This is a genomic window from Cerasibacillus terrae (genome assembly GCF_008039555.1).
GTDB lineage: Bacteria > Bacillota > Bacilli > Bacillales > Amphibacillaceae > Cerasibacillus > Cerasibacillus terrae.
Genome location: NZ_VDUW01000006.1, coordinates 148,272 through 174,597 on the forward strand (window position 1 = coordinate 148,272; position 26,326 = coordinate 174,597).

The following is a 26,326-nucleotide window of genomic DNA, read 5'->3' on the forward strand; positions in this document are numbered from 1 at the left end:
AATCATCCTTTTTTAATGATTATATAAACGTAACTAGGACCTTTAGTGAGAATTACGCATAGGATACTTATGACAATAATTTAGGAGTGGTAAAATGTATTTTTCACCTTATACGGGTCCGAATTACTATGTAAATGTTCCAATGCCTTATATTCGTCAACAGCCTATATATTGGGGTTACCCACAAACAACAAATATAGAGAATTGGTATCAACCCATGCAAGTAGAAGACAGAGCAGATAATATGGGATTCAAAGATCAAGGGAAACAGCCATTTGTAATCAATATAGAGGATGCCGCGGAAAAGAACCGTACTTTCCGCACGGCAATGTGGACTGGAAACCATTTGCAAGTCGTATTAATGAGTATAGGTGTTGGGGAGAGCATTGGTTTAGAAGTCCATCCAAATGTGGATCAATTTCTACGTATTGAAGAAGGTCAGGGGCTTGTTCAAATGGGCGAATCTGAAAATAATTTGAACTTCGAAAAGAGAGTTTCTGAAGATTATGCTATTATGGTGCCTGCTGGTACGTGGCATAACTTGACTAATACTGGAAATAAACCGTTAAAGTTGTATACGATTTATGCACCTCCAGAACATCCATTTGGAACGATTCAACAAACGAAAGCAGATGCAATGGCTGCGGAAGAAGATCACAATTCGTCCAATCAAACTTATTTTGGTAGAACACCAGATGAATGGGTACAGTACACAGATTTTTTAGTGAGACAAGGATTAGAGGACGTTAAGAGAGGGATAAATCCTACACATATCCTTCAAGAATTTATTCTCATGGGAGTTCTCGTCGGAAAAGGTTATTCTCCCGAAACAGCATATGAAACAGTAGAAGAATGGGAACGTACAGGAGAATCAAAACTTCTTCAGCAAAGTAAGAATATGTAACGTAACTCTTAGTGAAAAAAGGAATTTCTCATTTGTTTGATGAAATTCCTTTTTGGTTTTGTTTTAAAGGAAAATGAAAATGGATAATAGATTAAAATAAGTACTCGACTGGACATGGCATCAGACCCTCGTATTTATTATTAATTTTTTGTTCATATTACTATGAGATAATAAACGAGAGGAGTAATTGTATGAAACGGCCTATTAAAGTTTTAATTATAGAAGACGATTCAAATATTGTAGAATTAATTCAGTTATATATGGATAAGATTGGATTTTCATCTATTTCTGCTTCTGATGGAGAAGAAGGACTGGACCTTTTTTTTAGTGAGTCGCCTGATTGTATCCTTCTCGATATCATGCTACCTAAAATGAATGGCTGGGAAGTTTGTAAAACGATCCGACTAGAGGATAAACAGGTCCCCATTATCATGCTGACAGGTAAAGGAGAGACCTACGACATTATTAATGGATTGGATATAGGGGCAGATGATTATGTTGTTAAACCGTTTGATCCAAACGAATTAACGGCCCGTGTGAAAACCATATTACGGAGAACTATCTTATCAGAAAGTGATAGTGACACACTCCAATTTAGTAATATTGTAATTCATATGAAGGAATATCGTATCCTGATAAATAATGAGGAAGTACTAATGGCACCAAAAGAAATGGAATTGTTTTATTACTTAGCAATGAATCCGAATCAGGTTCTCACGAGACAGCAGTTATTGGATAGGGTATGGGGATATGAGTTTAATGGAGATTCTCGTACCGTTGATGTTCACATTAAGCGAATCCGAGATAAATTAGCTGTACATTGCGCTGATTGGTCTATTGCTACGATTCGAGGAGTCGGGTATCGGTTTGAGGTGAATTCGAATGCTTAAGAAAAACTCTATTTTTTCAAGATTGTTTATCAGCTATTCGTTGATTATTGTACTTTCATTTTTATTATTTATCGCTGTCTTTTTTTATTTATTTCATTTAAATCTTTACGAAGAATATGAAGAAATCTACCAACACCAATATGTACAGGTCGAAAAACAGCTTTCTAATCAAAAGGAATTCAATTGGAGTCACAGCGAAACTGCTGAAATACTAAGTTATTCGCTCTATCAACCAGGCTATCATATTTATCTTGTCGATGAGAGGGGGGACCAAATCTTTGGACCGAACTTAAATCAAGCCTCTACGTATATCCCAATCCAAAATGACATTTTAAACGAAGTCATGATGGGTAATAAAGTGTCCGAGGGAGGGTTTGAAAATGGAGAGCTGCGATATACGATTGCCACTATGCTTTCCACGAGTATAGATGAAGTAGAGCAGCCGATCATGGTTATGATTTTCCATGAATTAAACCATGAATATCAGCAGGTTATTTGGATGATTTTAGTTACATTCTTCATTGCAATCATGTTTGCGGGAGTTGTTTTATGGTTTATGTCAAAGAGAATAACTGCTCCACTAAGAGAAATGAGTGAAATTGCAAGACACTATGCGAAAGGTGATTTTTCAAATTCTGTCCGTTATCAATCGAATGATGAAATTGGCCAGTTGGCGAAATCTTTTACCCATATGGCAGATGAACTGAATGATTTAGAAACAATGCGGAGGCAGTATATTTCTAATGTGTCCCATGAATTACGCTCACCTTTGACATCTATAAAGGGATTTATCATAGCACTTATGGATGGTACCATACCCAATAATAGACACGACTATTATTATCGTCTCATGAAAGAGGAGACCGAACGAATGATTAAACTTGTAAATGATACATTGGATATGAATCAATTAGAGGAAGGTCATCATAAATTATTGAAAACGAATTATAACTTAACGCATCAAATCAATACAATTATTGATAAGTTGGAACCGCATTGTACGGAAAAACAACTGCAAATACGTTTACACACTAATCGAGATTACTATGTTAATGCAGATAAAGAGCGGATAGAACAGGTAATTGTGAATCTCCTACATAATGCCATTCAGTTTTCAAGTTCACAGTCGGTTGTTGACATCAAACTTACTGAAGAAAGACCATATGTGTACGTCTATATACAAGATAATGGAATTGGTATAGAAGAGAAGCAATTAGATCTAATATGGAGGAGATTCTTTAAGGTTGATGAGGCTCGCTCGAATAAATCAGGAGCTGGACTTGGATTAGCAATTGTTAAATCTATTATAGACCTACATGAAACGGAAATAAAAGTTCAAACAAAGCCAGGTGAAGGGACGACTTTCTCGTTTAACCTCCCGCTAAACTAAGCTTTAGGCCACTATGTATCCCGCATAAAAAAATGATGCTTGTTAACATATTGTTCATATTCGCTTGCTATGATAGACCGCAGCACAGTAGACAAAGAGGAAAGGATGTAAGTATTGTATTCTTTAAGCTATATTCTTCACATTTTTGGTGTTGCAATCTGGATAGGTTCATTTTTTGCACTTGGCTATCTATTAAAAGGTTTAGCAAAAGATGAAAGGAAATTAGTGGATTTAGCTCCAGTTGTGAAGGGAATTCAAAGATGGGTGATGGTGGGTGTTCTTCCTAGTTTAGCACTGATTCTATTATCAGGTGTTTACATGGTTTTACAATTTAATCGAAGTTCAATGCCGCTTTATATAACGATCATGGAACAGGGCGGGACGTTGATTATCCTGCTTACAATTATTTTAGTATCCATGTACAGTGTGAAATTAACTAGAAAGCTGGAAGGTATCCCACTAAAAAAGGAAAAGGCGCTTGCAGAACTTATGAAATTGTATGCAAACTTTCTATTAATCTCTACAATACTTGGTGTTGGTATTATTATTGTTGTTGGCTTACGTTTGGTTTAAACAGAGTTACATATAAGAGGTTAAAATAAGCAGTCTACGTGCTAAAATACAACTTAGAGGTGAAATTATGTTTCTAGCATTAAGAGAATTTAAACATGCCAAATTACGATTTATTATGATTGGTATGATTCTAGTTTTAATATCTTGGCTTGTTTTTATATTATCGGGACTAGGAAACGGCTTATCTGCACTTAGTGCGGCAACGTTTAAAAATATGGATGCGGATTATGTTATCTTTGAGGAAGGCTCCCGGCATTCCATGTTAAGGTCAGTTATATCGGAGGATTTATCCAAAGATCTAAAAAGACTAGAACATGTGAATGAGGCTGCCCCAATGGGTTCTCAAACGGCAGTGGTTCTAAGAGAAAATGCGACGTCGGAGGATGAAAAAATTGATGTTTCTCTACTTGGTATCAATCCAGGGACATTTTTAGAGCCTGAAGTCATTGAGGGGGAAAAACTTGTACAAGGAAATGATCAAGAAGTCATTGTCAACGATGTATTAAAGAATCAAGGCATTGATTTGGGTGATACTCTAGAAATTGAAGGTACAGATGAGATAATTAAAGTTGTTGGCTTTGTTGAAAATGAGTCATTTAACCATTTGCCAGCAATTTTTATGACAATGGACGCATGGCGTAAAATCCACTTTGCAGCACCAGGTTCAGATATGGGAGTAATTAACCCGGTAAATGCGATTATGCTTCAAGGGGAAGATATTATTCTGGAAGATATCAATCAATCAGTGGAAGGAATTGAAACAGCAACGAAACAAGAAGCCATTAATGGAATACCAGGTTATACTGCTGAAAATGGAACAATTATGATGATGCTTGGCTTTCTTCTCGCCATTTCTGCATTTGTCATTACCGTTTTCTTCTATGTTATGACGTTACAAAAAACAAATCAATTTGGTATTTTGAAAGCGATTGGAGCAGGTAATGGATTTCTAGGACGAGCAGTAGTTTCCCAAGTATTCCTCCTAGCTGTTATTAGTATTGGAGTAGGAATTTTACTTACATATGGAACAGCTATGATTCTTCCAGAGGGGATGCCTTTTGCACTTGACCCTAAGCTCGTAATTAGCTATGCGATCGTATTGTTAGTTGTGTCTGTATTAAGTTCGCTTCTATCGGTTCGAAAAATAACGAAGATAGATCCACTTCAAGCGATTGGGAGGGTTGAGTAATGAAAGGAATTCAGTTTGAAAATGTATCTAAATATTATCAAGAAGGAGAAAGGAAGTTTACTGCCTTAAATCAAGTTTCTATTTCGGTTAAACCTGGGGAATTTGCAGCGGTCATTGGTCCATCGGGTTCAGGTAAGAGTACCTTTCTTTCCATTGCAGGTGCTCTGCTGCAACCATCTGAAGGTAACGTAATTATTAATGGAACCAATCTATCTGATTTGAAGCCCAGGGAACTTTCAAAATTACGACTCGACCAGATTGGCTTTGTTTTGCAAACTTCGAATCTTGTGCCATACTTAACCGTTTTCGACCAGCTCTTAGTTGTAAAGAAAATGAAGGGTTCTATTACAAAGGAAGATAAACATTTTGCTAAAGATTTATTAGATGAAGTAGACTTAGCTGATAAATTAACTAAATATCCTGATCAGCTTTCAGGGGGAGAACGGCAGCGAACAGCGATTGCTCGTGCATTAATGAATAATCCAAACATTATTCTTGCTGATGAACCTACAGCTAGTCTTGATACACAACGTGCCTTTGAAATTGTTGAACTGATGGCTAGTGGATTGAAAGCTCGAAATAAAGCTGCTATTATGGTCACTCATGATGAACGCTTATTGAAGTATTGTGATAAAGTATATCAAATCATAGACGGAAATTTAACATTACTAGATGAGCAGATTGCTATTCGGTAACTAATGGAGTCAATGGAATAAGAAGGGCAATGGAATTAGTGTTTTGTTGGAAGGGGATTAAGTTCTTTAACTAACAGGATTTTAGTAAAAGAAGAATATATTACTGAAACAGAACTTCCACAAATTTGAAGTTCTGTTTCTTTATTATTTTCAAAATTAATTTTAACAGAGTCTCAATTAAAAAATCTAGATAAAAGGGGTTTATCTACTTTAGTGAATTCTATTCTAATGTTGCCGTCTTCTGTTCTGCCATTGATTTTAAAGTAGAAATCAGATTTTAGTTCTTTCTTGAATTTTTTATAAACTGGTGACAAACTTAAGTAATCGTAATCGTCAAGTTTAATATTGTGGAAATCTAGATCAACTAAAAGGTATGAATTTCCTTCATCTTGTTTCTTAACTTCAATATAATTTTGATTAGTTCCTTCTTCCAAGCTTGAGCGTAATAAATAATCACATGAAAATGATGGTAATCTTTCTTTATTTATTGCTTCCTTGATTTTATTTCTAATGTCATTAGGGGTATGAATGGAGAAGAACTTTTCGATAACTTGATCTCTTATTATAGTTTTCTTTTTTACTTCTTCCCTCTGTTTCTTGTCATGGAATTTTTGAATATCGTTAAATACCATTGACTTTCCTCCAATCTTTGAATAAAAAGTTACCGGTTACTCATAGATATGGCTTAATTAGTAATTTAATGACTTTTAGGAAAGTAATAAGAGTTACTTTATACTTTACAGTTAAATAACTATTACTTCCTTTTCTTGTTGTACTAATGAGGGATTTAGTGAATAAGAATGCGATTTAATTCATATGAAAAGGAGCTTGTCTAATCAAGCTCCTTTTTACTATCCTGTTTTTGCTGTTATTTTATTTTTTAACGATAGTTGCTAACCATTTAAGAATTAATTCCCGCTGTTTTTAGTACTTATAACCTCATAATCAGCTGTTTCTTATTGTAAATTCTAAAATAATGTAATCTATATTATCTTCTTTAATTGAAAAGTTTTGTAGTTTCATGACACACGCCCCGCGGTGCCACCCTTATTATCTTGCAAAAAACAAGATCACTTATTTTAAAAAAATATAGCTCCAAAGCCCAATTCCAATTCACCTTGATACTTGTTTTTCACCATCTACAAGCTCTCTAAAAATCAGCGGGTAATTGTACTTATCTTTTTCATAGCTATTATGATTGATTTTAAATCATTATATAAATATTTTTGGTGGAATGCAAGAAAAAAGTTAGAAAATGTCGATTATAGGTGTTGTGAGAGCCCGAATGGTGAGGGGAATGCGTGAAACAGTAACAATAGTTGAAAAATGTATAAGGTTTACAAAGTACGAAGATGAGATTACTCAGATAGAAATTGGGACGGTGGCCACGTTTTATCAATTAAAAGCATGCCACCGTCCCAAATTCCTCCATACCAAGATGGGAGATTTCCTAAAATACAGCAGTATTGATACTTTCTTGTAGCAAACTCTTTATTTCAGTAGTTTTTCCTTGATGAAATAAATCTACTATTTTACTCCCAACGATGACACCATCACATGCACTACCTAATTCTTGTGCTTGTTGTGGATTAGAAACACCAAATCCAGCTAGGACGGGAACATCCGTCATTTTTTTCAATTGATTTAGATAATCTTTTACATTATTTTGGTGTGTAGATCTTGAACCAGTTGTACCGGTAACAGAAACGGCGTATAGAAAACCTTCCGTTCGCTGAGCAATTTCCTTTAGCCGTTTTTTTGAACTAGTTAATGCAGCTAATCGGATAAAGGCGATACCATAATTCTGTAAATGATTCAATACCAGATTTTCTTCTTCCAATGGCAAATCTGGAATAATGACACCTGCTACACCAGCATCATTGCAATCTTCCGCAAACTTGTCGATACCATATGCATAAATTGGGTTTAAATAAGTCATTAAAATAATTGGGATTGCTCGGCTCTCTTTCATATTTTGTAATGTTGTTAAGACTTTATTTAATGTTGTACCGTTATTTAATGCACGTTTTCCTGCTGCTTGTATGGTAGGGCCGTCTGCGACAGGATCGGAAAACGGGATACCCAATTCGATAGCAGTTGCCCCACATTCCTTAAGAAAGTGGATTCGCTCAGCCAGACATTCCAAACCACCGTCCCCAGCCATGATATAGGGGACAAATATTTTACGATTAGCACATAATTGTCTTTTTAAAGCATCCTCTAATTGTTGTTTACTCATTGATTTCTTTCCTCCAATGCAGTTTTTACTTGTTCGACATCTTTGTCACCACGTCCTGAAAGACAGATGACAAGTGAAGAATGTGAATCCATTTTCTTAGCAAGTTTCATGGCAAAGGCGACAGCGTGAGCACTTTCTAATGCGGGAATGATTCCTTCTACTTTCGATAGATATTGAAAAGCATCTAATGCTTCTTTATCTGTAATTGATGTATAAGACACACGTGATATATCTCGTAAATAACTATGTTCTGGACCAACTCCTGGATAATCAAGTCCAGCTGAAATGGAAGAGGCTTCTTGGATTTGGCCGTTTTCATCTTGCAATAAATTTGTCATTGTGCCATGTAAAATACCGACACGACCGTCTGTTAGGGTTGCGGCGTGTTTCTTCGTGTGGATGCCACTACCACCGGCTTCGACACCATATAGCTTAACCTGTTGATCGTTAAGAAAAGGGTAAAACATTCCCATTGCATTACTACCCCCACCAACACATGCGACAATCGCATTTGGTAATTGATTTGTTTGTGTTAGTATTTGTTCTTTCGTTTCCTTTCCAATAATTGTTTGAAAATCACGAACAATTTTTGGAAAGGGATGTGGGCCTACAACAGAACCAATAATATAATGAGTATCTTCCACATGGCTGACCCAATAACGTAAGGCTTCATTTACAGCATCCTTTAGTGTGCCACTTCCTTGTGAAACACTTTTGACTTTGGCACCAAGTAACTCCATTCGAAAGACATTTAGTTTTTGCCGGCGAATGTCCTCCTCACCTATAAAGATAATACATTCTAATCCTAGTAAAGCACAGACGGTAGCTGTTGCCACACCGTGCTGACCAGCCCCTGTTTCAGCAACAACTTTTTGTTTCCCCATTCGACGTGTTAATAACGCTTGACCAATGGTGTTATTAATTTTATGTGCACCTGTATGGTTTAAATCTTCACGTTTTAAATAGATATTTGGTCCACCAAGTTGTTTGGACAGATTTTTGGCACGAAATAATGGAGTTTTCCGTCCGATATAATGATGCAGGTAATAATTAAGTTCATTGATAAAACCAGGATCTTTCATTGCCTCGTCATATGCTTTTTCTAATTCGATTAAAGCAGGCATTAATAATTCAGGAATAAATTTACCACCGAATTTCCCGTAATATCCTGCTGTGTTAGGCTTAGTATATGTGGTCATGTTCATCCGTCTCTCCTTTTGCATTTTTAATAAATTGCTTCATTTTTACAGGATCTTTAATCCCGTTTGTTTCCACTCCACTTGAAACATCGACAATTGCTGGATGGACAGTGGCAATTGCTTGTTGTATATTTTTAGGAGAAAGTCCACCAGCAAGAATCAATTTTTTATGGTCTAAATTAAATTTTTTTAAAATACACCAATCAAATACGGTCCCATTTCCACCACGACTTTTTCCTTTTGGACTATCTAACAAATAAAAATCACAGGGGAAATTCCTTACCTTTATAAAATTATCTTCTGTGGCAGGAAAAGCCTTAATCACAGGGTAGGGTAGTTGTTTTCGAAAACTTGGTGATTCATCCCCATGCAATTGAATAAAATCTAGGTTGACTTGTTTTGTAATTTTTTTTATGTTTTCTACCGTTTCATTAACAAAAATGCCAACTGTTTTTATGAAAGAGGGTAGGGTATTAGCTATACTTGCTGCCTTTTCGGGTGTTATCTGTCGTTTACTAGGGGCAAAAACAAATCCTAAAAGGTCTGCTCCAGCTTCCGTAGCTTCTTTTGCTGCTTCTTTACTTGTAATGCCACAAATTTTAACGCGCATTGGGAATTTGTCCTTTCAAAACTTTTAAGTTCTCGAAAGTTTCTTCTAAGTTAGATGCTTGCATAAGTGTTTCTCCAATTAATAAACCACTCACACCAGCCTTACTTAAGCGCAGGGCATCTGTACGAGTTTTGACCCCACTTTCACTAATAAGTAATGTAGATGGATCCTTGATTGTAGGGGCGAGTTTTTCTGTAGTACGTAAGTCAACCTCGAAAGTTTTTAAATTTCGATTGTTGATGCCGATAATTTCGGCACCAATTGTGAGCGCTTTTTGCATCTCTTCTCCGTTATGCACCTCACAAAGTACATCCAAATTCAACTTTTTTGCATAATGGTAAAGTTCCTTTAGTTGAGTTGTAGAAAGTGCAGCAACGATGAGCAAGATGATATTCGCACCAGCTACTTTTGCCTGGTCGATTTGAATGGGATCAATAATAAAATCCTTGCATAATATCGGAAGATTGACTGCTTTTCTTACAGCATAGAGATCATCGATAGAGCCTTTGAAAAAGGTGTGATCTGTTAAAACAGAAATGGCACTAGCACCAAACGCCTCATATTTTTTTGCCTGTTCAACGGGATTGATATGCATGTTGATGGCCCCTTTAGATGGAGACGACCGCTTAATCTCGGCTATAATTTGTAAACTTTCGGAAGAAGAAAATGTTTGTTTAATAGACATAATAGGATTCTTTGGTTGATATATGTGTGTAAAATTCCTTTTCTTTAGTACTGCAACTTCTTTTTCTTTTTGTTTGATTATTTTTTCCAAAATAGTCATTTACATCACCTCATTTTGAATCGTGTTACTATAGTTGATTAAATTTTGTAGTTTTTCCATTGCTCTTCCAGAGAAAATACTTTCTTTTGCCATAGCGATACCGTGATTAATAGTTGTTGCAGTACCATGAGCGAATATTCCTAAACCGGCATTTAATAAGACAGTATCTAGATGTGGGCCTGGCATTCCTTTTAAAACATTGCATAAAATTTCTGCATTCCTTCTTGCATCACCACCACGGATTTCTTCAATCGAATGAGTAGGTAATCCTACTTCAGATGGATGTAATGTAAAAGATGTAATTTTTCCTTTATCAATTTGAGTGATATAATTTTCACCCGCAAGTGATGCTTCATCCATATAACCAGCACCATTTATAACAAGTGCTCGTTTCCTCCCAAGTTTCCTCAAAGTTTCTGCCATCATTGTTAAAATATCCCGGTGATTAACACCTAGTAACTGTGTTTGTAATGTAACAGGATTTGTGAGAGGCCCAATTAAATTAAATATAGTTGGTATTTGCAAATCCTTTCTAACCTTTGAGAATCTCCCCATTTTAGGATGGACATGTGGTGCAAATAAAAAGGCGATATTGTTTTGTTGTAAAATTTCCTTTACTTGTTCCTTGGATAAGGTTAGTGAAACACCTAAGTGCTCCAATACATCCGCACTCCCTGTTTTACTCGAGATACTACGATTTCCATGTTTTGCGATAGTAACACCGGCACCTGCTATCACAAAAGCTGCTGTTGTACTGATGTTAAAGCTACCCGATCCATCGCCACCTGTTCCGCAGTTATCCATAACATTGGTAAATTCATTTGTTGTTTGTAAAGATTCATTTCGCAAAATCTCTACGATTCCTGCAATCTCATCGGCAGTTTCTCCTTTTGTTCGAAGCCCGGCTAGTAGTGCTGCAATTTCACTATCTGAAGCTTGTTCTGAAATGCAATGGGTAATTGCTTTTTTCATTTCTTCAAATGATAAATCTTGATGCTTCATGATTTTTTCTAGATAATATTTCATTTGAAATTCCCCCTTATAAAATTTGATGATTCAATAAGGCCATTTTTGAAGCAATCGTTATTCATGTGCAGACTGGAAATGACTCACCTCCATTAAGCTTCTTGCTTTGTGTAATGTTTCCTCATATTCTTTTTCTGGTATAGAATCTCGAACAATTCCGGCACCAACTTGGAGATAGGCAGTGTCATTTTTAATAATGAGTGAGCGAATGGCAAGAGCCATGTTAAGATTGTGATTAAAATTGATATAGCCAATGCCACCACCATAGACACCACGCCTTTTTTCTTCTAATTGGTTTATGAGTTGCATTGCTTTCCCTTTTGGTGAACCGGAGACAGTTCCAGCTGGTAAACATGCTTGTAGTGCATCGATGCTGGTACATTTTGATTTTAATTTCCCATGAACTTCTGAAACGATATGCATCACATGTTGGTATTTCTCAACTGTCATGTAGGTTGGGGTGGATATACTACCTACTTCACAGACACGACTTAAATCTTGTTTGCTTAACTCCACTAACATCTGGTGCTCATCGATTTCTTTTTTGTCTAATAAAAGATCTTTTGCCAATGCATCATCTTTTGTGTGGTTATGCGATCGTGGTCTTGTTCCAGCAATTGGATTGGTAATTACTGTGTCTTGATTTGTTTGTACCAAGCATTCTGGTGATGCTCCTAATATAAGGTAATCCTCAAAGTCGATATAAAACATGTAAGGAGATGCGTTTGCTTTTCTAAGGTTTTGATAGAATGAAAGTGGGTCTCCATTCATTTTTGCTTGTAGTCGTTGGGATAGCACAACTTGGTCTAAATTTTTTTGTTGTAGAGCAGCTTTTGCCGTCTTTATTTTCGCTATAAATGCTTCCTTTGTTTCTTCAGGTTGAAAATCGACTTTTTCAACTTTGTGTACGAGTGTATTTTTGTTTTCTTTTAATGCATGTTGTAGTTTTTTAAGGCGTTTATTTAATAATGTCTCTGGGTGATTGTCTAGATTCATGACAATGAGATAAATTAAGTTGTTTGTGTGATCGAAAACAATCACATCTTTATAAAGCATGAAATGAATGTCAGGCATGTGTTGGTCATCTGTTAATGTTTTATTCATATGTGTAAATTTCTGAATGAAATTATAGCCAACATATCCGATTGCTCCACCGTAAAAAGGGAAGGGCAGGTCAAAATTCAATTTAGGTAAATGTTTTTTTAAATATGATAGCGGTTTTTGTTGTAAGTTTTCTTTCTTGTTCTTTTCATGATGGAATACGGTAGTAGTGTTTTCTTTCCCGATAATTTCCTGATAAGGATTTGCCCCAATAAAGGAAAATTTCCCTTTTTGCTCGTGTTGAAAAGCACTTTCTAGTAGAAACTTTTTCTTACCTGATAATTGTCTGTAAATTTTCGTTGGAGATAGGTTCTTAGCTTTTTGTTTGAATAGCTTATACGGTATCGTCATTTGATGTAGCTCCTTTTTATTTTTGATTTATAAAACAAAAAAATCCTCTACAAACACATGGATTTGTGTTTATAGAGGACGAATGTGACCGCGGTGCCACCCCTGTTGAAAGAAAATAATCTTCTTTCATCTTCATTCAGATACGCAATCATGAGAGCAATCATGATTTTAATATCCTATCCGTATAACGTCGGAGCTCCGTGTTTCCCTACTTTATGTTCGGGAAACCTCTCGTAAGGCCATTCAGCATTCATCATTGTACCGGAATCCCACCATCTCCGGCTCTCTGTAACAACTCATGAATACTTACTCTTCTTACTCGTAGATTTTTATATTTACTTGTATGGATTCGATGAAATGAATACTTGCATTTCTAGCCGACTCACGATTTTCTTGAGTATAAAAAAGTCCCTCCATCCAAAAAGGACGAGGGACCGTGGTACCACCTTTATTAGCTAATAATCAGCTGACTCTAGCGATATGAAATGAAGTTATTTCATATCTATCTCTTATAACGGAGAGACATTCGCCAAAGCCTACTGCAAATATGGTTCGGTTTGGAAGTTCAGAAGTCCATTCATCTATCGTTCAACACTGGTTTACACCAACCACCAGCTCTCTAAAGTTGCTCCATAGATTACTATTCTTCATCATCACTTTTTACAATTAACTTGTTGAAAGTAATCATAGAGGACTTCAAATGAAAAGTCAAGGGTAAATTTAAAATGATTTTGAAAAATCACAATTAATATTGTGAATGCTTTTGTAATCAATTCTTGGAGCATGCGGGTGAATAGGAGAAGGAAAATGTCGCTGATAGCTGGTGTGAGAGCCTATAAGAAGCCATAAATCAGTACATCGGTCACTGATGACACGGATGTAAACTTAAATCAAGATAGATCTTTTTAGAATCGACGTTTATTGATACGGGGAGGAACCACATAAGAAATCTAACTATTAAAAAAGTCCTTCATCGATATGGATGAAGGACCTTAAACCTGGCAAGACATACATTATTCATAATATGTCCATCGATGGTTCCAGTTAGTATGGAAATGATTAGATAAAATTCTCCTTACTACTTTTTTTGAAGGCACGATTTGACACCAATCGTGTATGAGATTTGTTGTAATCTTTTTATTTGGGAAAAGTACTTTAAATTCCTTAACATTTCTTAATACGGCATTCGTTACTGATTCTTGAAATCCACAATGACGACAGACACATTTTCTTTTCTCAACATACATCGAAAATGAAACACATTTTAGACAGGTAATACCTTTTCGTAATTGATTATATTCGTAGGAAGGTACTTGAGATATTGGAGGATCGTTTTTGTGTAAGGAAAGTAACAAATCTGCGAGTTTTCTATGTTTGTTTGTTAATTTTGAAGGAATGGTATTTAGATTTTTCATATATTGATTCACTTGGGTTGGAAAAATGATTGGTTTGTTAAGCGGTGCTTGATATAAAGTAAATGTTGGATTGATAAATACAACAAAGGGGTTAATTTGCAGTTTTATTCCATGATTGAGGAGTAGTTTTCGTAGTAAAGTTTCGCTTCTACTAAGTTGGTTCAATGGATTCATAATTTCTATCTTTGTTTTTTTATAAAGTTGATCCGTTTCATAGTAATAATCACCCTCATAGTTTTTTACTTCATAAAAGTAGATTTGTCCTTGAATGATAATTAGGGAATCAATTTGAAACGTTGTATGATTCACTTCTAATAATAAATCATTTAATATAAAGCATGGACACTGAAGTTTTTCTGTTAACTGATCGAATAACACCTCTCCTTCATAGCCTTTTTTTAGACTTCGATAGTATAACAGAGCTTTTCTAGAAAAAATCATTCGATTGTTTAATAATTCTAAAGTAATTAATTCTTTTGGTTTTGTACGTGGTTTATAAAACATGTTTCACATCCTTTTTTCGATATTTCTAAATAGAGATTTAATAGATTGTAAAATGTGGCTTGTAATTCTAAACCTATTTAGGAGAATTTCACCTCTTATAATTTGATTATATATCTATTTCTAGAGCAAAGGCAAATAGTGCCAGTTGTTGTTCCTTGTCGAAATAAGTAATTTTGCTTATTTAAAGTTACCTAGTCTTTCGTTATAATAGAAAGGTAGTTAATAGATGAGAAAAAGGGGACTGACTAAATGGGACGAAAGCTTGTGTTTATATACATATGTATGCTTTTATTACTATTGATGCTGCCAGTAACGATAGGCGCAGAGGATAAGTTAGAGGTTAGTTTCCATAAGGAAAAGGAAACAACCATTAAATTACTAGATACAAAACAGCGTTTCAAACGCTATACATTTCATTCCGGGTATACGTTTGAATATCCAGATGCTGTGCGGGGAATCTATGTGACTGGTAATTCGGTTGGTGGGGCTCACTTCGATTCTTTAGTGAATTTTGTCGATAAGACAGAATTAAATACAATGGTAATTGACATAAAAGATGACTTTGGAAATTTAACATTTACTCCTAAAAAAGGATCAAAATATGAATCCATCGGAACAGATTATATTGAAAATCCAGAAAAAGTGATGAAAACATTGGAGGAAAAGCAAATTTATCCCATTGCACGTGTCGTAGTATTTAAAGATACGCATTTAGCGAAGGAGCGTCCAGACCTATCTTTTCTTGATAATGGGGAAGTGTGGGTAAATGGGCGTGGAGAAGCCTTTGTTAGCCCATATCAAAAAGAAGTTTGGGACTATAATATTGAGATAGCAAAATTAGCAGCTGAGATGGGTTTTAAGGAAATTCAGTTTGATTATGTCCGCTTTCCAGAAGGATTTGAAACACGTGATGAACAACTAGAATATGGTTTAGGAGATTACGAGAATTCAAAGACAGACTCTATCCAACGGCGAGTGGAAGCAGTTACCGATTTTGTCGAATATGCTAGAAAAGAATTAGAATACTATGATGTCGATATCGCTGTTGATATTTTCGGTTATGCAGCGACAATACCAGAAACTCCAGGAATTGGGCAAAACTTCTCGAAAATATCTGAAAATGTCGATGTCATTTCATCGATGATTTATCCGAGTCATTGGGGAGATGGTAATTTCGGTATCCCAAAACCTGACAAGGAACCATATCGATTGGTAAATGAATATGCAAAAGTGGAGAACGAGGTATTGGGAAAATTAGATGCACCACCGGTTTCTAGACCATGGCTTCAAGATTTTTCTGCCCCATGGATATATAGTGGTGAGCCGACCTTTCAATATGGAAAAAAAGAAATTGAGGATCAAATTAAAGCATTGAAAGAAAATGGGATCGAAGAATTTTTATTATGGAATGCAGGAAATAGTTACACACAAAAGGTGAACTATACTCCTTAATCATACAGCCTTAAAACAATATAGAAACATGTTTAATCTTTCAAAAAAAGGTTAAACAAAGAGTAGATGATCATTTCTTTTTTTACGTATAGGGATGATAAATAAGGAAATAATGTATATGTATGGGAAATCAACCACAACGGTAAATAATAATATGGGAGTAGATGTATGGATTGGTATCAAAAATTAAGTGAATATTTTCCAATTGAAGAAATGAAATCAAGGGAACATATGGAGAGGCTCTTACGCGAAAAAGGTGATATTTATCACAAAGATGAAGGAAAGTATCATGTGCTTATGTATGCAGAATTTCCGACGTTCGTATTTATTGATTATATATGGGTCTCCCCGAAATCGCGCGGTAAAGGCATTGGTAATCAATTGATGGAGAAATTAAAGACAAAGAACAAACCGATTATCCTAGAAGTAGAGCCAATTGATTACGATGATTCTGATACGGAAAAGCGATTACATTTTTATAAAAAGGAAGAATTTAAACATGCAAAATCGATTGGATATAATCGTCGATCCCTTGCTACAAATGAAGAAAATCAAATGGAAATTCTCTATTGGTCACCTCAAAATGAAAACGAGGATGTTATTTTTGAACAAATGAAAAGGATGTATGAAGCGATTCATACGTATAAAGATAAAGAAATTTACGGAAAGTCCTATCAACCAGTAGATAAAGTTCTTAAGTTTCATCAGAATCGTAAAGAGAATAATTTATTCGATCAATTGTAGTGTGCATAAATGGTCAACATACGGCCATACTGATCATTTATGTTATTTTCTATTTTTTATGAATGCCATGTTTAATCCTTCATATATTCGGGAATGTTACAAATATGTGAAGATAAGCAAAAAAAATTGGAAAAAATAATAATTCTTTTAAATCCCCCTACCTTTTACTTGACAAGTATAGTATACTTATACATAGGGTTATTTAAAGTAATTCTTATCTAATAAGAATAGGTCTTTTCATACAGAAATGTAAATATAGATATAAAATGAGGAGTGACGTATCATATGGTGACACTTTATACATCACCAAGCTGTACATCATGCAGGAAAGCAAAGTCCTGGCTAGAGGAGCATGACATTCCATTTAAAGAACGCAATATTTTTTCAGAACCATTGACACTTGAGGAAATAAAAGGCATTTTACGAATGACGGAGGACGGAACAGATGAAATCATCTCCACTCGTTCCAAAGTTTTTCAGCAATTAGACGTAAATATTGAACAACTTCCATTAAAAGAATTATTTACTTTAATTCAAAAAAATCCTGGCTTATTAAGAAGACCAATAATCCTAGATGAGAAGCGTTTACAAGTTGGATATAATGAGGATGAAATTCGTCGTTTTCTACCAAGAACAGTTCGTACTTTTCAATTACGTGAAGCTCAACGAATGGTTAATTAATGAGAAAATATAAAATACAAAAGCGAAGATCACATGAAAATGGGTCTTCGCTTTTATTATAATATATTTAGTTATTAGGAAATAATTAATAAAAAGTATTAATTTAATGACAAAACGAACTATATCAGGTAAAATAATAATCCAATGTGAATAGATAGGCATTTGAATTTTCAAATTTGCTTTTGTTTCATACAATAGAAGTAAGGGTAGTATGGAAGCAATAATCACATGGGGTAAATTATTATTTAAAATAAAAACACCTGATCATAAAATCACTATGAAAAGGTGCTCCCCCCGGAATATATATTGAAGGGAGAGATTCACATGGATATCGAAAGAATTAATGATCATACAATAAAGTTTTATATAACATATGGAGATATTGAAGATCGTGGTTTTAAGCGGGAAGAAATATGGTATGACAGAGAAAGAAGTGAGCAACTTTTTTGGCAAATGATGGAAGAGGTAAATGACCAAGAGGACTTTGTTATGGAAGGTCCCCTATGGATTCAAGTGCAAGCATTAGAGAAAGGCTTGGAAATCATTGTTACGAAAGCCCAGATTCCTCAAGGAAAGGAAAATGTAATTTCCATCGATGGCCTAAAAGAAATTGAAACATCTATCCATCATGAAAATGTAGAGAAATTATTAGAAGAAAAGTTTGGAACCAGTGCTGATGCTCAGCAAGAAAAAGATGGCAATGATGAAGATTCAGAAGATTACTTTTGGATGATTGCTAGCTTTAAAGACTTTGAAGATGTTATCCAATTAAGTCATTACTTCGCTGATGTAACAGAACCAATGGAAAGTGTATTGTACGCCTATAAAAACAATTACTATATGTATATAGAATTTGCTGATGATATAGTAGATGATGCTAAAAAAGAAGATTTAATCAGTCGTGTGCTAGAATTTGGAGTAGATTCTGATAAAACAATCCATGTTCTTGAAGAATATGGAAAAGAGATATTTTCTGATGCAATTTCACAAGTCCGGACATATTTTTCAGTATAATATTAAAAAAAGATGCACTTCAACATTGATGCATCTTTTTTTATTTTCTTAAATTTGCAGGAAAAACGACTTCTAATATAGAATTTTTATATATGGAGGTGATTTTTCTGCATGCTACAAGCCAAAAATAAAAGAGGAAAGATGATTAGTCTTGTTTCCCTTTCAAAAGCAGAAATAAAAGAGTTGAAAAACCAAGATTCCTTTTTCTGTCCAGCATGTAAAGAACAGGTCATGATTAAAGCAGGATTAAAAAATATCCCTCATTTTTCTCATCTTCCTGACTCAACATGTCCAACGAATCATGGTGGAGAAGGTAACTACCATATGAAAGGAAAATTAAGTCTGTATGAATGGTTAAGAGGGGAGAATCAAGCTGTACAATTAGAAACCTATTTAAGCACCATTCAGCAACGTCCTGATATATTAGTCGAACGTAATAGACGAAAAATAGCCATCGAGTATCAATGTGCTCGCATTACAAAAGAAGAAATAATAAAACGCCAAGTAGGATATCAAAAACTAGGAATCATCCCCATTTGGATCCTTGGTGCGAAATTATTGAAGCGAATTGGTAAGAATCATCTGCAACTAGATCCGTTTACACGTCATTTTATTCATCAATTCAACAAAACACTTCCCCCAACACTTTATTATTTTTGTCCTCATACAGATTCACTAACGATTGTTACAGATTTTCATATGACAAGTTCAACACGTGCATTGGCAAAGTTTAAAAAAGTATCTATAAAGAAACTAGTCTTTTCGAATCTTTTCCCGGTCAATTATTTTACCAAACAAGAATTACTTTATTTATGGAAAAAAGAAAAACGATATTTTCGAATGCGCCCCCGACACCGCTTATCAGGAACAGAATTAAATTGGCATCATTGGTTATATCACCAGCAAACCCATTTTGAATACTTGCCCTCTATTATCTATCTTCCTGTTTATTCTTCTTATTTAATGAAAACCCCTTTAGAAAATTGGCAAAGCCGCCTATACTTGCAATGTATTCACCCTTTGTCAAAAGGAGAGACCTTTTCATGGCAGGAATGTATTTATTTATTGCAGAACCATATTCATGATTTTTCAAACTATCCTTCGCTTGCTTCACCAAGACACCCCGTTCAGCAATATTTACAAATCCTAATGAAGCTCAGTATCCTTGAAAAAATATCACCAAATAACTACCGAAAATTAAAAGATGTTCATATGTATTCTCATCTGGAAGAGGCACTGAAAGGTGATAACATGTTACTAAATTATCTTACCTCCATGTTAGAACATGCATAAATCTAGAAAGATAAATCATACTATGGGAAGAGTGTGTGGTTGTTAATGGTGAAAAATATTCGAAGTTCGAAGGGTAATATTTTGAAAGAATCTTTTGAATGCAGTAAAATTAATAAATAGGTAATAAAGGAGGAATTTGAATGGCGGAGACTACTAAAACATTGCAAAAAAGAAGTGAAGTTCCTGCAGAAAGAACATGGCGTCTAGAAGACATTTTTGCAACAGACGAAGCATGGGAAAAGGAATTAAAACAATTACAAAATGATTTACCGAAGATGAAGGAAATGCAAGGTGAGCTTACAACAGCTGAGAATGTATATAAAGTACTCCAATTACAAGACGAACTCTCAGAAAGATTAGGAAAATTATATACATATGCACATATGCGTTATGACCAAGATACAACTAATTCTTTCTACCAGGCGATGAATGCGAAAGCGGATAATGTATTAACGCTTGCTTCCAGTTTAATGAGCTTTATTGTGCCAGAATTATTAAGTATGGATGAAGCGAAGTTAAAAGAATTTATGGATGAGAAAGAAGAATTAAAACTATATGAACATACCATTGAGCGTATTTTAAGACAAAAAGAGCATGTGCTAAGTGAACGAGAAGAGGAAATTCTTGCAGAAGTGTCTGATCCATTATCCACTGCATCCCAAACATTTGGTATGTTAAATAATGCAGACCTAAAGTTTCCTACGATTAAAAATGAAAAAGGGGAAGATGTGGAATTAACCCACGGACGTTTTATAACATTCATGGAATCAAAAGATCGCCGGGTACGTAAAGAAGCCTTTCAAGCAATGTATGACACATACGGAAGTTTTAAAAATACATTTGCATCCACACTTACCGGTAATTTAAAAGTAGATAATGTCAATGCGAAAATCCGTAATTACGATTCTGCAAGACATGCGGCATTATACGGTAATAAAATTCCAGAACAAGTTTATGATAACTTAGTAGAAGCAGTGAATGAAAAACTTCCCTTATTACATCGCTATGCAAAACTGCGTAAAGAAGTCCTTGGACTCGATGAATTGCATATGTACGATATCTATACACCACTTGTCACAGATGTAGATATGAAAGTTACGTATGAAGAGGCTCAAAAATATGTCCTAGAAGCTGTTCAACCATTAGGACAGGAGTATGTCGATATTATCAAAGAGGGTTTTGAAAATCGTTGGATTGACGTAGAAGAAAATGTTGGGAAACGTAGTGGTGCATACTCTTCTGGTGCATATGGAACAAACCCATATATTTTATTGAACTGGCAAGATTCAGTGAATGACCTCTACACATTGATCCATGAATTAGGTCACTCTGTCCATAGTTACTATACACGAGAAACACAACCTTATCGTTACGGAAACTATTCCATTTTCGTTGCGGAAGTTGCATCCACGTGTAATGAGGCATTGTTAAGTGATTATATGTTAAACCATTTAGAAGATGAAAAACAAAAGCTATACTTACTTAATCATTTCTTGGAAGGTTTTCGTGGAACAGTTTTCCGTCAAACGATGTTTGCTGAATTTGAACATGATATCCATAGACGAATGCAAGAAGGGGAAGCCCTTACCGCTGATAAATTAACAGAGATTTATTATGAATTAAATAAAAAATATTATGGCCCTGATGTTGTTTCAGATGAAGAAATTGGTTTGGAGTGGGCGAGAATACCTCATTTTTACTATAATTACTATGTATATCAATATGCAACAGGGTATTCTGCTGCCACAGCATTAGCAAATAAGGTTTTATCAGGAAATAAACAGGATGTAGAAAGTTATCTTAACTTCTTAAAAGCTGGTAGCAGTGATTATCCAATTGAAGTTCTTAAAAAGGCTGGTGTCGATATGACATCTAAACAGCCAATTTTAGATGCCTTACAGGTGTTCGAAGATAAATTAACCGAAATGGAAAATTTATTAAAAAAATAATCAAGTGAATCAATTTCATAATAGCTCATTTTTAAAAATAGAAAAACTTGCAGAATTTTAGATGCGAAATTTTAAAATAAAATATTTTCATTATAGGTGATACTAAGACCCTTGCATCTGAGATACACTTCGCTTGTCCTTTGGCGGTCTCTCGAACCCCATTGACGTTTGTTCTGTGGGGTCTCGCTAGCCTTGCTTTTCCCGCTGGAGTCTTCGTGTATGTCAGATGATAAGTTGTACTTTAAAAGGAGATGAACAGATTGTTCCTCTCCTTTTTTATCGAATTCTTCCACGATATACATGACGATGTGCAAAGGAGAAAAGAGTGAAGTAAATGGACACAAATAACAAGGGAATGGTGAAATAAAGAGGGATGAGTTTCATTAATCCTAAAACATTCAAAAAAAACGCGACAATTGTAAGGAAAAGGAAGAGAAAAGGGAGTAAGTCTTTCATGAATTTTCCTCCATTCATCATGAATCTCTATACTATTACAGCATATGTGAACAGGATTTAATTTAGAAGTGACGATTTTGTGAAATGTTACACAAACATATTGAAACAAGAAAAAATCCTTGTTATTATATAATTGTAAGATGAATCATAAACAAAACCCCTTTGTTTAATCATGAATCTTTCTCCCACCCCCCTTGTGTTAGTATACAAGATCGTGAGAAATAAAAAAGAGATATACGCTGCCCCGTATATCCCTTTTTTATTTGTCTTGATATTTCCAAAATGAATCATATTTAATTGGGATTCGCTTTACAATTTGTTTTAATTGAAGTTTTTTTAGCTCACGTTCTGCTTTATCTAGAGTCCATTCATATACAATCGATACTTCTTTAGAACTAACAACTCGGTAAAACTCGATAAAGTTTTGCAATGGTGGCTTTTCAGAAGGGATTAAAGCAGTTTTCATAATCTCTGTTAAAATTCGTACATAAATATCATACGGATAAATCCCTGAAACCTTTATTCCCTGCTCATCTACTTTTTGATTAAAGAAGACAATAGAGGGAATGTAGTCAATTTCCATTTCCGTTGTTAATTTAATATCACATTGGAGTGCTTTTTTAGCTGGTGAAGAATGTAAATCGCTTTTAAATTCCTCTAAATCTAGACCAGCAGTTTCTGCACAATTCATTAAAACAGATTTCTCTGTGATATTTTCTTTTTTTAGAAATAACGATTCCTGTATTTTTCTTAGAAAGATTTTTCCCAATCGCTTTCCTTGTAACTCCGCTGCTTTAATAGCAAGAGATGCAATCCATGGTGTTTTTATTTTTGATTCATCCCAAGTATCTGTGTGACAACTAATTCCAGTTCTTTTTGCAGTTCTCTCGTATATTTTCTTTAACTTTTGAGGAGTATGAAATGTATGCCGATCGACCGGGCTTAAATAATTACTTAAAATAGGGCGGATAGTAAAAAAACGTCCATATTCAAGTGAAAGTTTCCGTAGATAAGGCTCCAATGACCAACATTCAGGGCATAAGGGATCGACAAACACGTACATCTCAATAGGCTTTTGAACAAAGTCAAAATATCTAAATGGCGAAGATGTGTTTGTATCATTTGAATTAGCTAACCCTGTATGATTCCAAATCACATTGAATCTCCTCTCTTTCTATTCAGGTGTATTCACCATGTGGCTTGCAGTTAGAGATAATCTTTCAAAAATGGCTGTTCGGTAAGGTTCTTCAATCTGGGTTTCTTCTAGTGCTTCTTTCATACAACCAACCCAAGCATCCCTTCTTGATGGGGTTATTTCAAAAGGAAGATGTCTTCTACGCATCATTGGATGTCCTCTATTTTCATTAAATAGTTTCGGACCTCCAAAGAATTGCGTAAGAAACCAATACTGTTTTAATGCTGTTTCTGTTAAATCATCTGGGAAAATTGGCGTTAGTTTCGGATGTTTTCCAACACGTTTATAGAATAAGTTTACAAGCCTTTGAATCGTTTCCGCTCCACCAATCGCCTCATAAATGGTGCCCGGAACATATTCTGTACTTTTTTGTGCCATGGAGTATCCCTCATTTATTTATTATTTCGTCCATTATTTTATGGTAAAAAGACAAATAAAAAATGTATGTTTGCATACATAGTTATATTGTAGCAATGTCATAAGTGTTCGGCAAATGTTCTGCAGATTGGCAGTTATCTTTTCGTAGCAAAAAAACGTTCAATTTTATTTGCTGTTTGTTTTCTTGTAATATGATATTTGTTTAATACTTGTAAAAATACTTTTTCACCAGACTCATAATCTGGGGCCTCAATCTCTATTTCATAATCTGTAATACCGTTATATATGCTTTGATCTAATACATAAATAAAGCCGTTATCTGTGAATTCATGACGGATGGTCGTTAATTTTCCATAAAAAACTAACTCCTCTGGTTTAATCCCTAACTGGTTGAGGCGCTTTGTAGTATTGGTTTTTGGAATAATATTACCATTAATCCATGCATCCTTTTCTTCCTTTGTTATCTTATCATGTGTTTCTAAAAGACCTTCTTGTAATGGCTCTTTTAAGGTTAAAGAAAAATGATTTGCCTTTTCGCGTATTCGTAATGCACTCCAATGTTCTTTTAAGGAAAAGTCCTTTGTTTCAAAATAATAATTGACTTGTTTAATACCGTCTTTCGGAAAAGGCAAATGTTCTAGTAAGTGATGAAATTCTTGTTTTGTTAACATATTTTTAAATTCTATTTCGATTTCTTGTGTCATATGAATCCTCCAACATAAAGAATGTTTCCACCCTGAACAGGATGCTTGTTCTACTATTGATTATGAGGAAAAAGAAGAAAATATGCAAAAGTTATTCAAACACTAAGAATATGGTAAAATGGATTAAGAATCCTAATGAAAATAGGTGATGTCAATATGAATTGGGGAGTAATCCTAGCCCCTTATAAACAAGTTGTTGAGGAGCTAAAAGTAAAACTAAAAGGAATGCGTATACAATATGAATATGAATGTAGTCATTCTCCAATCGAATTTATTACTGGGCGTGTCAAGCCTGTCCAAAGTATTTTGGAGAAAGCAGAGAAAAAGAAGATCCCATTAAATAATATTGAAGAAGAAATACAAGATATCGCAGGATTACGAGTGGTATGTCCATTTGTGGATGATATATATATGGTTGTTGATATGATACGGGAAAGAAAAGACTTAACAGTCATTGAAGAAAAAGATTATATCGAAAAAAACAAAGAAAGTGGTTACCGCTCTTACCATATGATCATTGAGTATCCAGTTGAAACCATCCATGGAATGAAACATGTCTTAGCGGAAATTCAAATTCGTACCCTTGCCATGAACTTTTGGGCGACGAATGAGCATTCATTAAATTATAAATATAAAGGGAAAATCCCCGAAAAAATTAAAGCACGTCTAAAATTAGCTGCTGAGGCAGCATTTATGCTTGATGAAGAAATGTCGAAAATAAGGGATGAGGTACAAGAAGCGCAGCGCATTTTTCACAAAAAATAAGACAATAGGGAGATGAGACAAATGAAATTCACCACAGTCTCAAAAGGTGACAAGCGATCAAATGATATCCAAACAATGATGCAACAGTATTTAACAGAATTTGATTTAATCCATGATGCGGAAGAACCAGATTTAGTGATTTCAGTTGGTGGAGATGGAACTTTCCTAGAGGCTTTTCATCGTTATGTCCATCGTTTAGACCAAACGGCATTTATTGGGGTTCATACTGGTCACCTTGGTTTTTATGCTGATTGGCTTCCTGATGAGGTAGAAAAATTAATTATTGAAATAGCTAAAAAGCCTTTTAAAGTGGTGGAGTATCCACTTTTAAGAGTGAAAGTTTGTTCCAAAACAGGTGATAAAGATGAAAGCTTTTTAGCATTAAATGAAGCAACAATTAAAACACCAGATGGTTCTGTTGTATTAGATGTAGAAATAAAAGGAGAAAGATTTGAAACATTCCGGGGAGACGGATTATGCATATCCACTCCATCCGGAAGTACGGCCTATAACAAGGCACTAGGTGGAGGTATTATTCATCCATCTCTAGAGGCGATTCAATTGACAGAAATGGCATCTATTAATAATCGTGTATTTAGAACAATTGGATCACCACTCATTTTACCAAAACACCATCCATGTATTTTAAAGCCAATGGTGGATAGAAGTTTTCTGATTACGGTTGACCATTTTACAAAAACGTATATGGATGTAGACTCCATTCAATGTCAAGTAGCAAATGAAAAAATTCGCTTTGCTAGATACCGTCCAGTTCCTTTTTGGAATCGTGTTCGCGGCTCCTTTATTGCAGAGGGAAAAGGATAA

Annotated in this window: 26 protein-coding genes and 2 other annotated features; of the genes, 14 read left to right on the forward strand and 12 right to left on the reverse strand. The window is 34.9% G+C overall.

What is annotated here, in order from left to right:
* Nucleotides 1-94 precede the first annotated feature (94 nt).
* The 6 genes from FHP05_RS10240 to FHP05_RS10265 all read left to right on the forward strand — a co-directional run bounded on the left by FHP05_RS10240 (nucleotide 95) and on the right by FHP05_RS10265 (nucleotide 5,641).
* Nucleotides 95-904, forward strand: a complete 810-nt coding sequence (locus tag FHP05_RS10240) for a cupin domain-containing protein (RefSeq protein ID WP_147667932.1) — start codon at nucleotides 95-97, stop codon at nucleotides 902-904.
* Between the two features lie 191 nt (nucleotides 905-1,095).
* Nucleotides 1,096-1,794 carry a response regulator transcription factor gene (locus FHP05_RS10245; RefSeq protein WP_147667934.1) on the forward strand — a complete coding sequence of 233 codons (699 nt, stop codon included), beginning with the start codon at nucleotides 1,096-1,098 and terminating at the stop codon, nucleotides 1,792-1,794.
* Nucleotides 1,787-3,184 carry a sensor histidine kinase gene (locus tag FHP05_RS10250; protein WP_147667935.1) on the forward strand — a complete coding sequence of 466 codons (1,398 nt, stop codon included), beginning with the start codon at nucleotides 1,787-1,789 and terminating at the stop codon, nucleotides 3,182-3,184. The genes FHP05_RS10245 and FHP05_RS10250 overlap by 8 nt, the downstream gene beginning before the upstream one ends.
* A 114-nt stretch (nucleotides 3,185-3,298) precedes the next feature.
* Nucleotides 3,299-3,757, forward strand: coding sequence for a hypothetical protein (locus FHP05_RS10255; RefSeq protein ID WP_147667937.1), 459 nt, complete (start codon nucleotides 3,299-3,301; stop codon nucleotides 3,755-3,757).
* A gap of 67 nt (nucleotides 3,758-3,824) precedes the next feature.
* The gene (locus FHP05_RS10260) at nucleotides 3,825-4,946 is read left to right on the forward strand and encodes an ABC transporter permease (protein ID WP_147667939.1); all 1,122 of its coding nucleotides are present in this window, start codon (nucleotides 3,825-3,827) and stop codon (nucleotides 4,944-4,946) included.
* Nucleotides 4,946-5,641: an ABC transporter ATP-binding protein gene (locus FHP05_RS10265; protein WP_147667941.1), complete on the forward strand. Its 696-nt coding sequence runs from the start codon at nucleotides 4,946-4,948 to the stop codon at nucleotides 5,639-5,641. The genes FHP05_RS10260 and FHP05_RS10265 overlap by 1 nt, the downstream gene beginning before the upstream one ends.
* Nucleotides 5,642-5,814: 173 nt before the next feature.
* On the opposite strand, the gene FHP05_RS10270 is transcribed toward FHP05_RS10265, so the two are convergent.
* The 8 genes from FHP05_RS10270 to FHP05_RS10305 form a co-directional block, all read right to left on the reverse strand.
* Nucleotides 5,815-6,273 carry a hypothetical protein gene (locus FHP05_RS10270; protein WP_147667943.1) on the reverse strand — a complete coding sequence of 153 codons (459 nt, stop codon included), beginning with the start codon at nucleotides 6,271-6,273 and terminating at the stop codon, nucleotides 5,815-5,817.
* 818 nt (nucleotides 6,274-7,091) lie between these two features.
* Nucleotides 7,092-7,880, reverse strand: coding sequence for a tryptophan synthase subunit alpha (trpA, locus tag FHP05_RS10275; protein ID WP_147667945.1), 789 nt, complete (start codon nucleotides 7,878-7,880; stop codon nucleotides 7,092-7,094).
* Nucleotides 7,877-9,079: a tryptophan synthase subunit beta gene (trpB, locus tag FHP05_RS10280; RefSeq protein WP_147667947.1), complete on the reverse strand. Its 1,203-nt coding sequence runs from the start codon at nucleotides 9,077-9,079 to the stop codon at nucleotides 7,877-7,879. The genes trpA and trpB overlap by 4 nt, the downstream gene beginning before the upstream one ends.
* Nucleotides 9,063-9,689 carry a phosphoribosylanthranilate isomerase gene (locus FHP05_RS10285; RefSeq protein ID WP_147667949.1) on the reverse strand — a complete coding sequence of 209 codons (627 nt, stop codon included), beginning with the start codon at nucleotides 9,687-9,689 and terminating at the stop codon, nucleotides 9,063-9,065. Before FHP05_RS10285 ends, trpB begins: the two co-directional genes overlap by 17 nt.
* The gene (gene trpC / locus FHP05_RS10290; protein ID WP_147667951.1) at nucleotides 9,679-10,473 is read right to left on the reverse strand and encodes an indole-3-glycerol phosphate synthase TrpC; all 795 of its coding nucleotides are present in this window, start codon (nucleotides 10,471-10,473) and stop codon (nucleotides 9,679-9,681) included. Before trpC ends, FHP05_RS10285 begins: the two co-directional genes overlap by 11 nt.
* Nucleotides 10,474-11,499, reverse strand: coding sequence for an anthranilate phosphoribosyltransferase (trpD, locus tag FHP05_RS10295; RefSeq protein WP_147667952.1), 1,026 nt, complete (start codon nucleotides 11,497-11,499; stop codon nucleotides 10,474-10,476).
* 57 nt (nucleotides 11,500-11,556) lie between these two features.
* Entirely contained in the window at nucleotides 11,557-12,951 is a 1,395-nt protein-coding gene (trpE, locus tag FHP05_RS10300; protein ID WP_147667954.1) for an anthranilate synthase component I, read from the reverse strand.
* A gap of 71 nt (nucleotides 12,952-13,022) precedes the next feature.
* Nucleotides 13,023-13,283: a binding site (T-box leader), on the reverse strand.
* Between the two features lie 87 nt (nucleotides 13,284-13,370).
* Nucleotides 13,371-13,614, reverse strand: a binding site (T-box leader).
* A gap of 350 nt (nucleotides 13,615-13,964) precedes the next feature.
* Complete coding sequence (locus FHP05_RS10305) at nucleotides 13,965-14,870, reverse strand: nuclease-related domain-containing protein (RefSeq protein ID WP_147667956.1); 906 nt, start codon at nucleotides 14,868-14,870, stop codon at nucleotides 13,965-13,967.
* Nucleotides 14,871-15,119: 249 nt separating this feature from the next.
* Here FHP05_RS10305 and FHP05_RS10310 point away from each other — a divergent pair, with 249 nt between their 5' ends.
* The 6 genes from FHP05_RS10310 (at nucleotide 15,120) to pepF (ending at nucleotide 22,003) form a co-directional block, all read left to right on the forward strand.
* A complete protein-coding gene (locus FHP05_RS10310) occupies nucleotides 15,120-16,322 on the forward strand; it encodes a putative glycoside hydrolase (protein WP_147667958.1) in 1,203 nt (400 codons plus the stop codon).
* A gap of 168 nt (nucleotides 16,323-16,490) precedes the next feature.
* A complete protein-coding gene (locus FHP05_RS10315) occupies nucleotides 16,491-17,066 on the forward strand; it encodes a GNAT family N-acetyltransferase (protein WP_147667960.1) in 576 nt (191 codons plus the stop codon).
* Nucleotides 17,067-17,351: 285 nt separating this feature from the next.
* Nucleotides 17,352-17,747: a transcriptional regulator SpxA gene (spxA, locus tag FHP05_RS10320; RefSeq protein WP_147667962.1), complete on the forward strand. Its 396-nt coding sequence runs from the start codon at nucleotides 17,352-17,354 to the stop codon at nucleotides 17,745-17,747.
* Nucleotides 17,748-18,071: 324 nt separating this feature from the next.
* Nucleotides 18,072-18,761, forward strand: coding sequence for an adaptor protein MecA (gene mecA / locus FHP05_RS10325; protein ID WP_147667964.1), 690 nt, complete (start codon nucleotides 18,072-18,074; stop codon nucleotides 18,759-18,761).
* A gap of 111 nt (nucleotides 18,762-18,872) precedes the next feature.
* A complete protein-coding gene (locus tag FHP05_RS10330) occupies nucleotides 18,873-20,054 on the forward strand; it encodes a competence protein CoiA (protein ID WP_147667965.1) in 1,182 nt (393 codons plus the stop codon).
* A 140-nt stretch (nucleotides 20,055-20,194) separates the two neighbouring features.
* The gene (gene pepF, locus FHP05_RS10335; RefSeq protein ID WP_147667967.1) at nucleotides 20,195-22,003 is read left to right on the forward strand and encodes an oligoendopeptidase F; all 1,809 of its coding nucleotides are present in this window, start codon (nucleotides 20,195-20,197) and stop codon (nucleotides 22,001-22,003) included.
* Between the two features lie 276 nt (nucleotides 22,004-22,279).
* Here the strand turns inward: pepF and FHP05_RS15585 are convergent, their stop codons facing one another.
* From FHP05_RS15585 to FHP05_RS10355, 4 genes are all read right to left on the reverse strand, one after another.
* On the reverse strand, nucleotides 22,280-22,459 hold the full coding sequence (locus FHP05_RS15585) for a hypothetical protein (RefSeq protein ID WP_147667969.1): 180 nt from the start codon (nucleotides 22,457-22,459) through the stop codon (nucleotides 22,280-22,282).
* Between the two features lie 259 nt (nucleotides 22,460-22,718).
* Nucleotides 22,719-23,615, reverse strand: a complete 897-nt coding sequence (locus FHP05_RS10345) for a ClpXP adapter SpxH family protein (protein WP_230973981.1) — start codon at nucleotides 23,613-23,615, stop codon at nucleotides 22,719-22,721.
* An 18-nt stretch (nucleotides 23,616-23,633) separates the two neighbouring features.
* Complete coding sequence (locus FHP05_RS10350; protein ID WP_147667971.1) at nucleotides 23,634-24,032, reverse strand: globin domain-containing protein; 399 nt, start codon at nucleotides 24,030-24,032, stop codon at nucleotides 23,634-23,636.
* Nucleotides 24,033-24,166: 134 nt separating this feature from the next.
* Complete coding sequence (locus FHP05_RS10355) at nucleotides 24,167-24,736, reverse strand: CYTH domain-containing protein (RefSeq protein WP_147667973.1); 570 nt, start codon at nucleotides 24,734-24,736, stop codon at nucleotides 24,167-24,169.
* A 156-nt stretch (nucleotides 24,737-24,892) separates the two neighbouring features.
* Between FHP05_RS10355 and FHP05_RS10360 the strand changes: the two genes are divergently transcribed.
* Nucleotides 24,893-25,501 carry a GTP pyrophosphokinase gene (locus FHP05_RS10360; protein ID WP_147668017.1) on the forward strand — a complete coding sequence of 203 codons (609 nt, stop codon included), beginning with the start codon at nucleotides 24,893-24,895 and terminating at the stop codon, nucleotides 25,499-25,501.
* Between the two features lie 21 nt (nucleotides 25,502-25,522).
* The gene (locus tag FHP05_RS10365; protein WP_147667975.1) at nucleotides 25,523-26,326 is read left to right on the forward strand and encodes an NAD kinase; all 804 of its coding nucleotides are present in this window, start codon (nucleotides 25,523-25,525) and stop codon (nucleotides 26,324-26,326) included.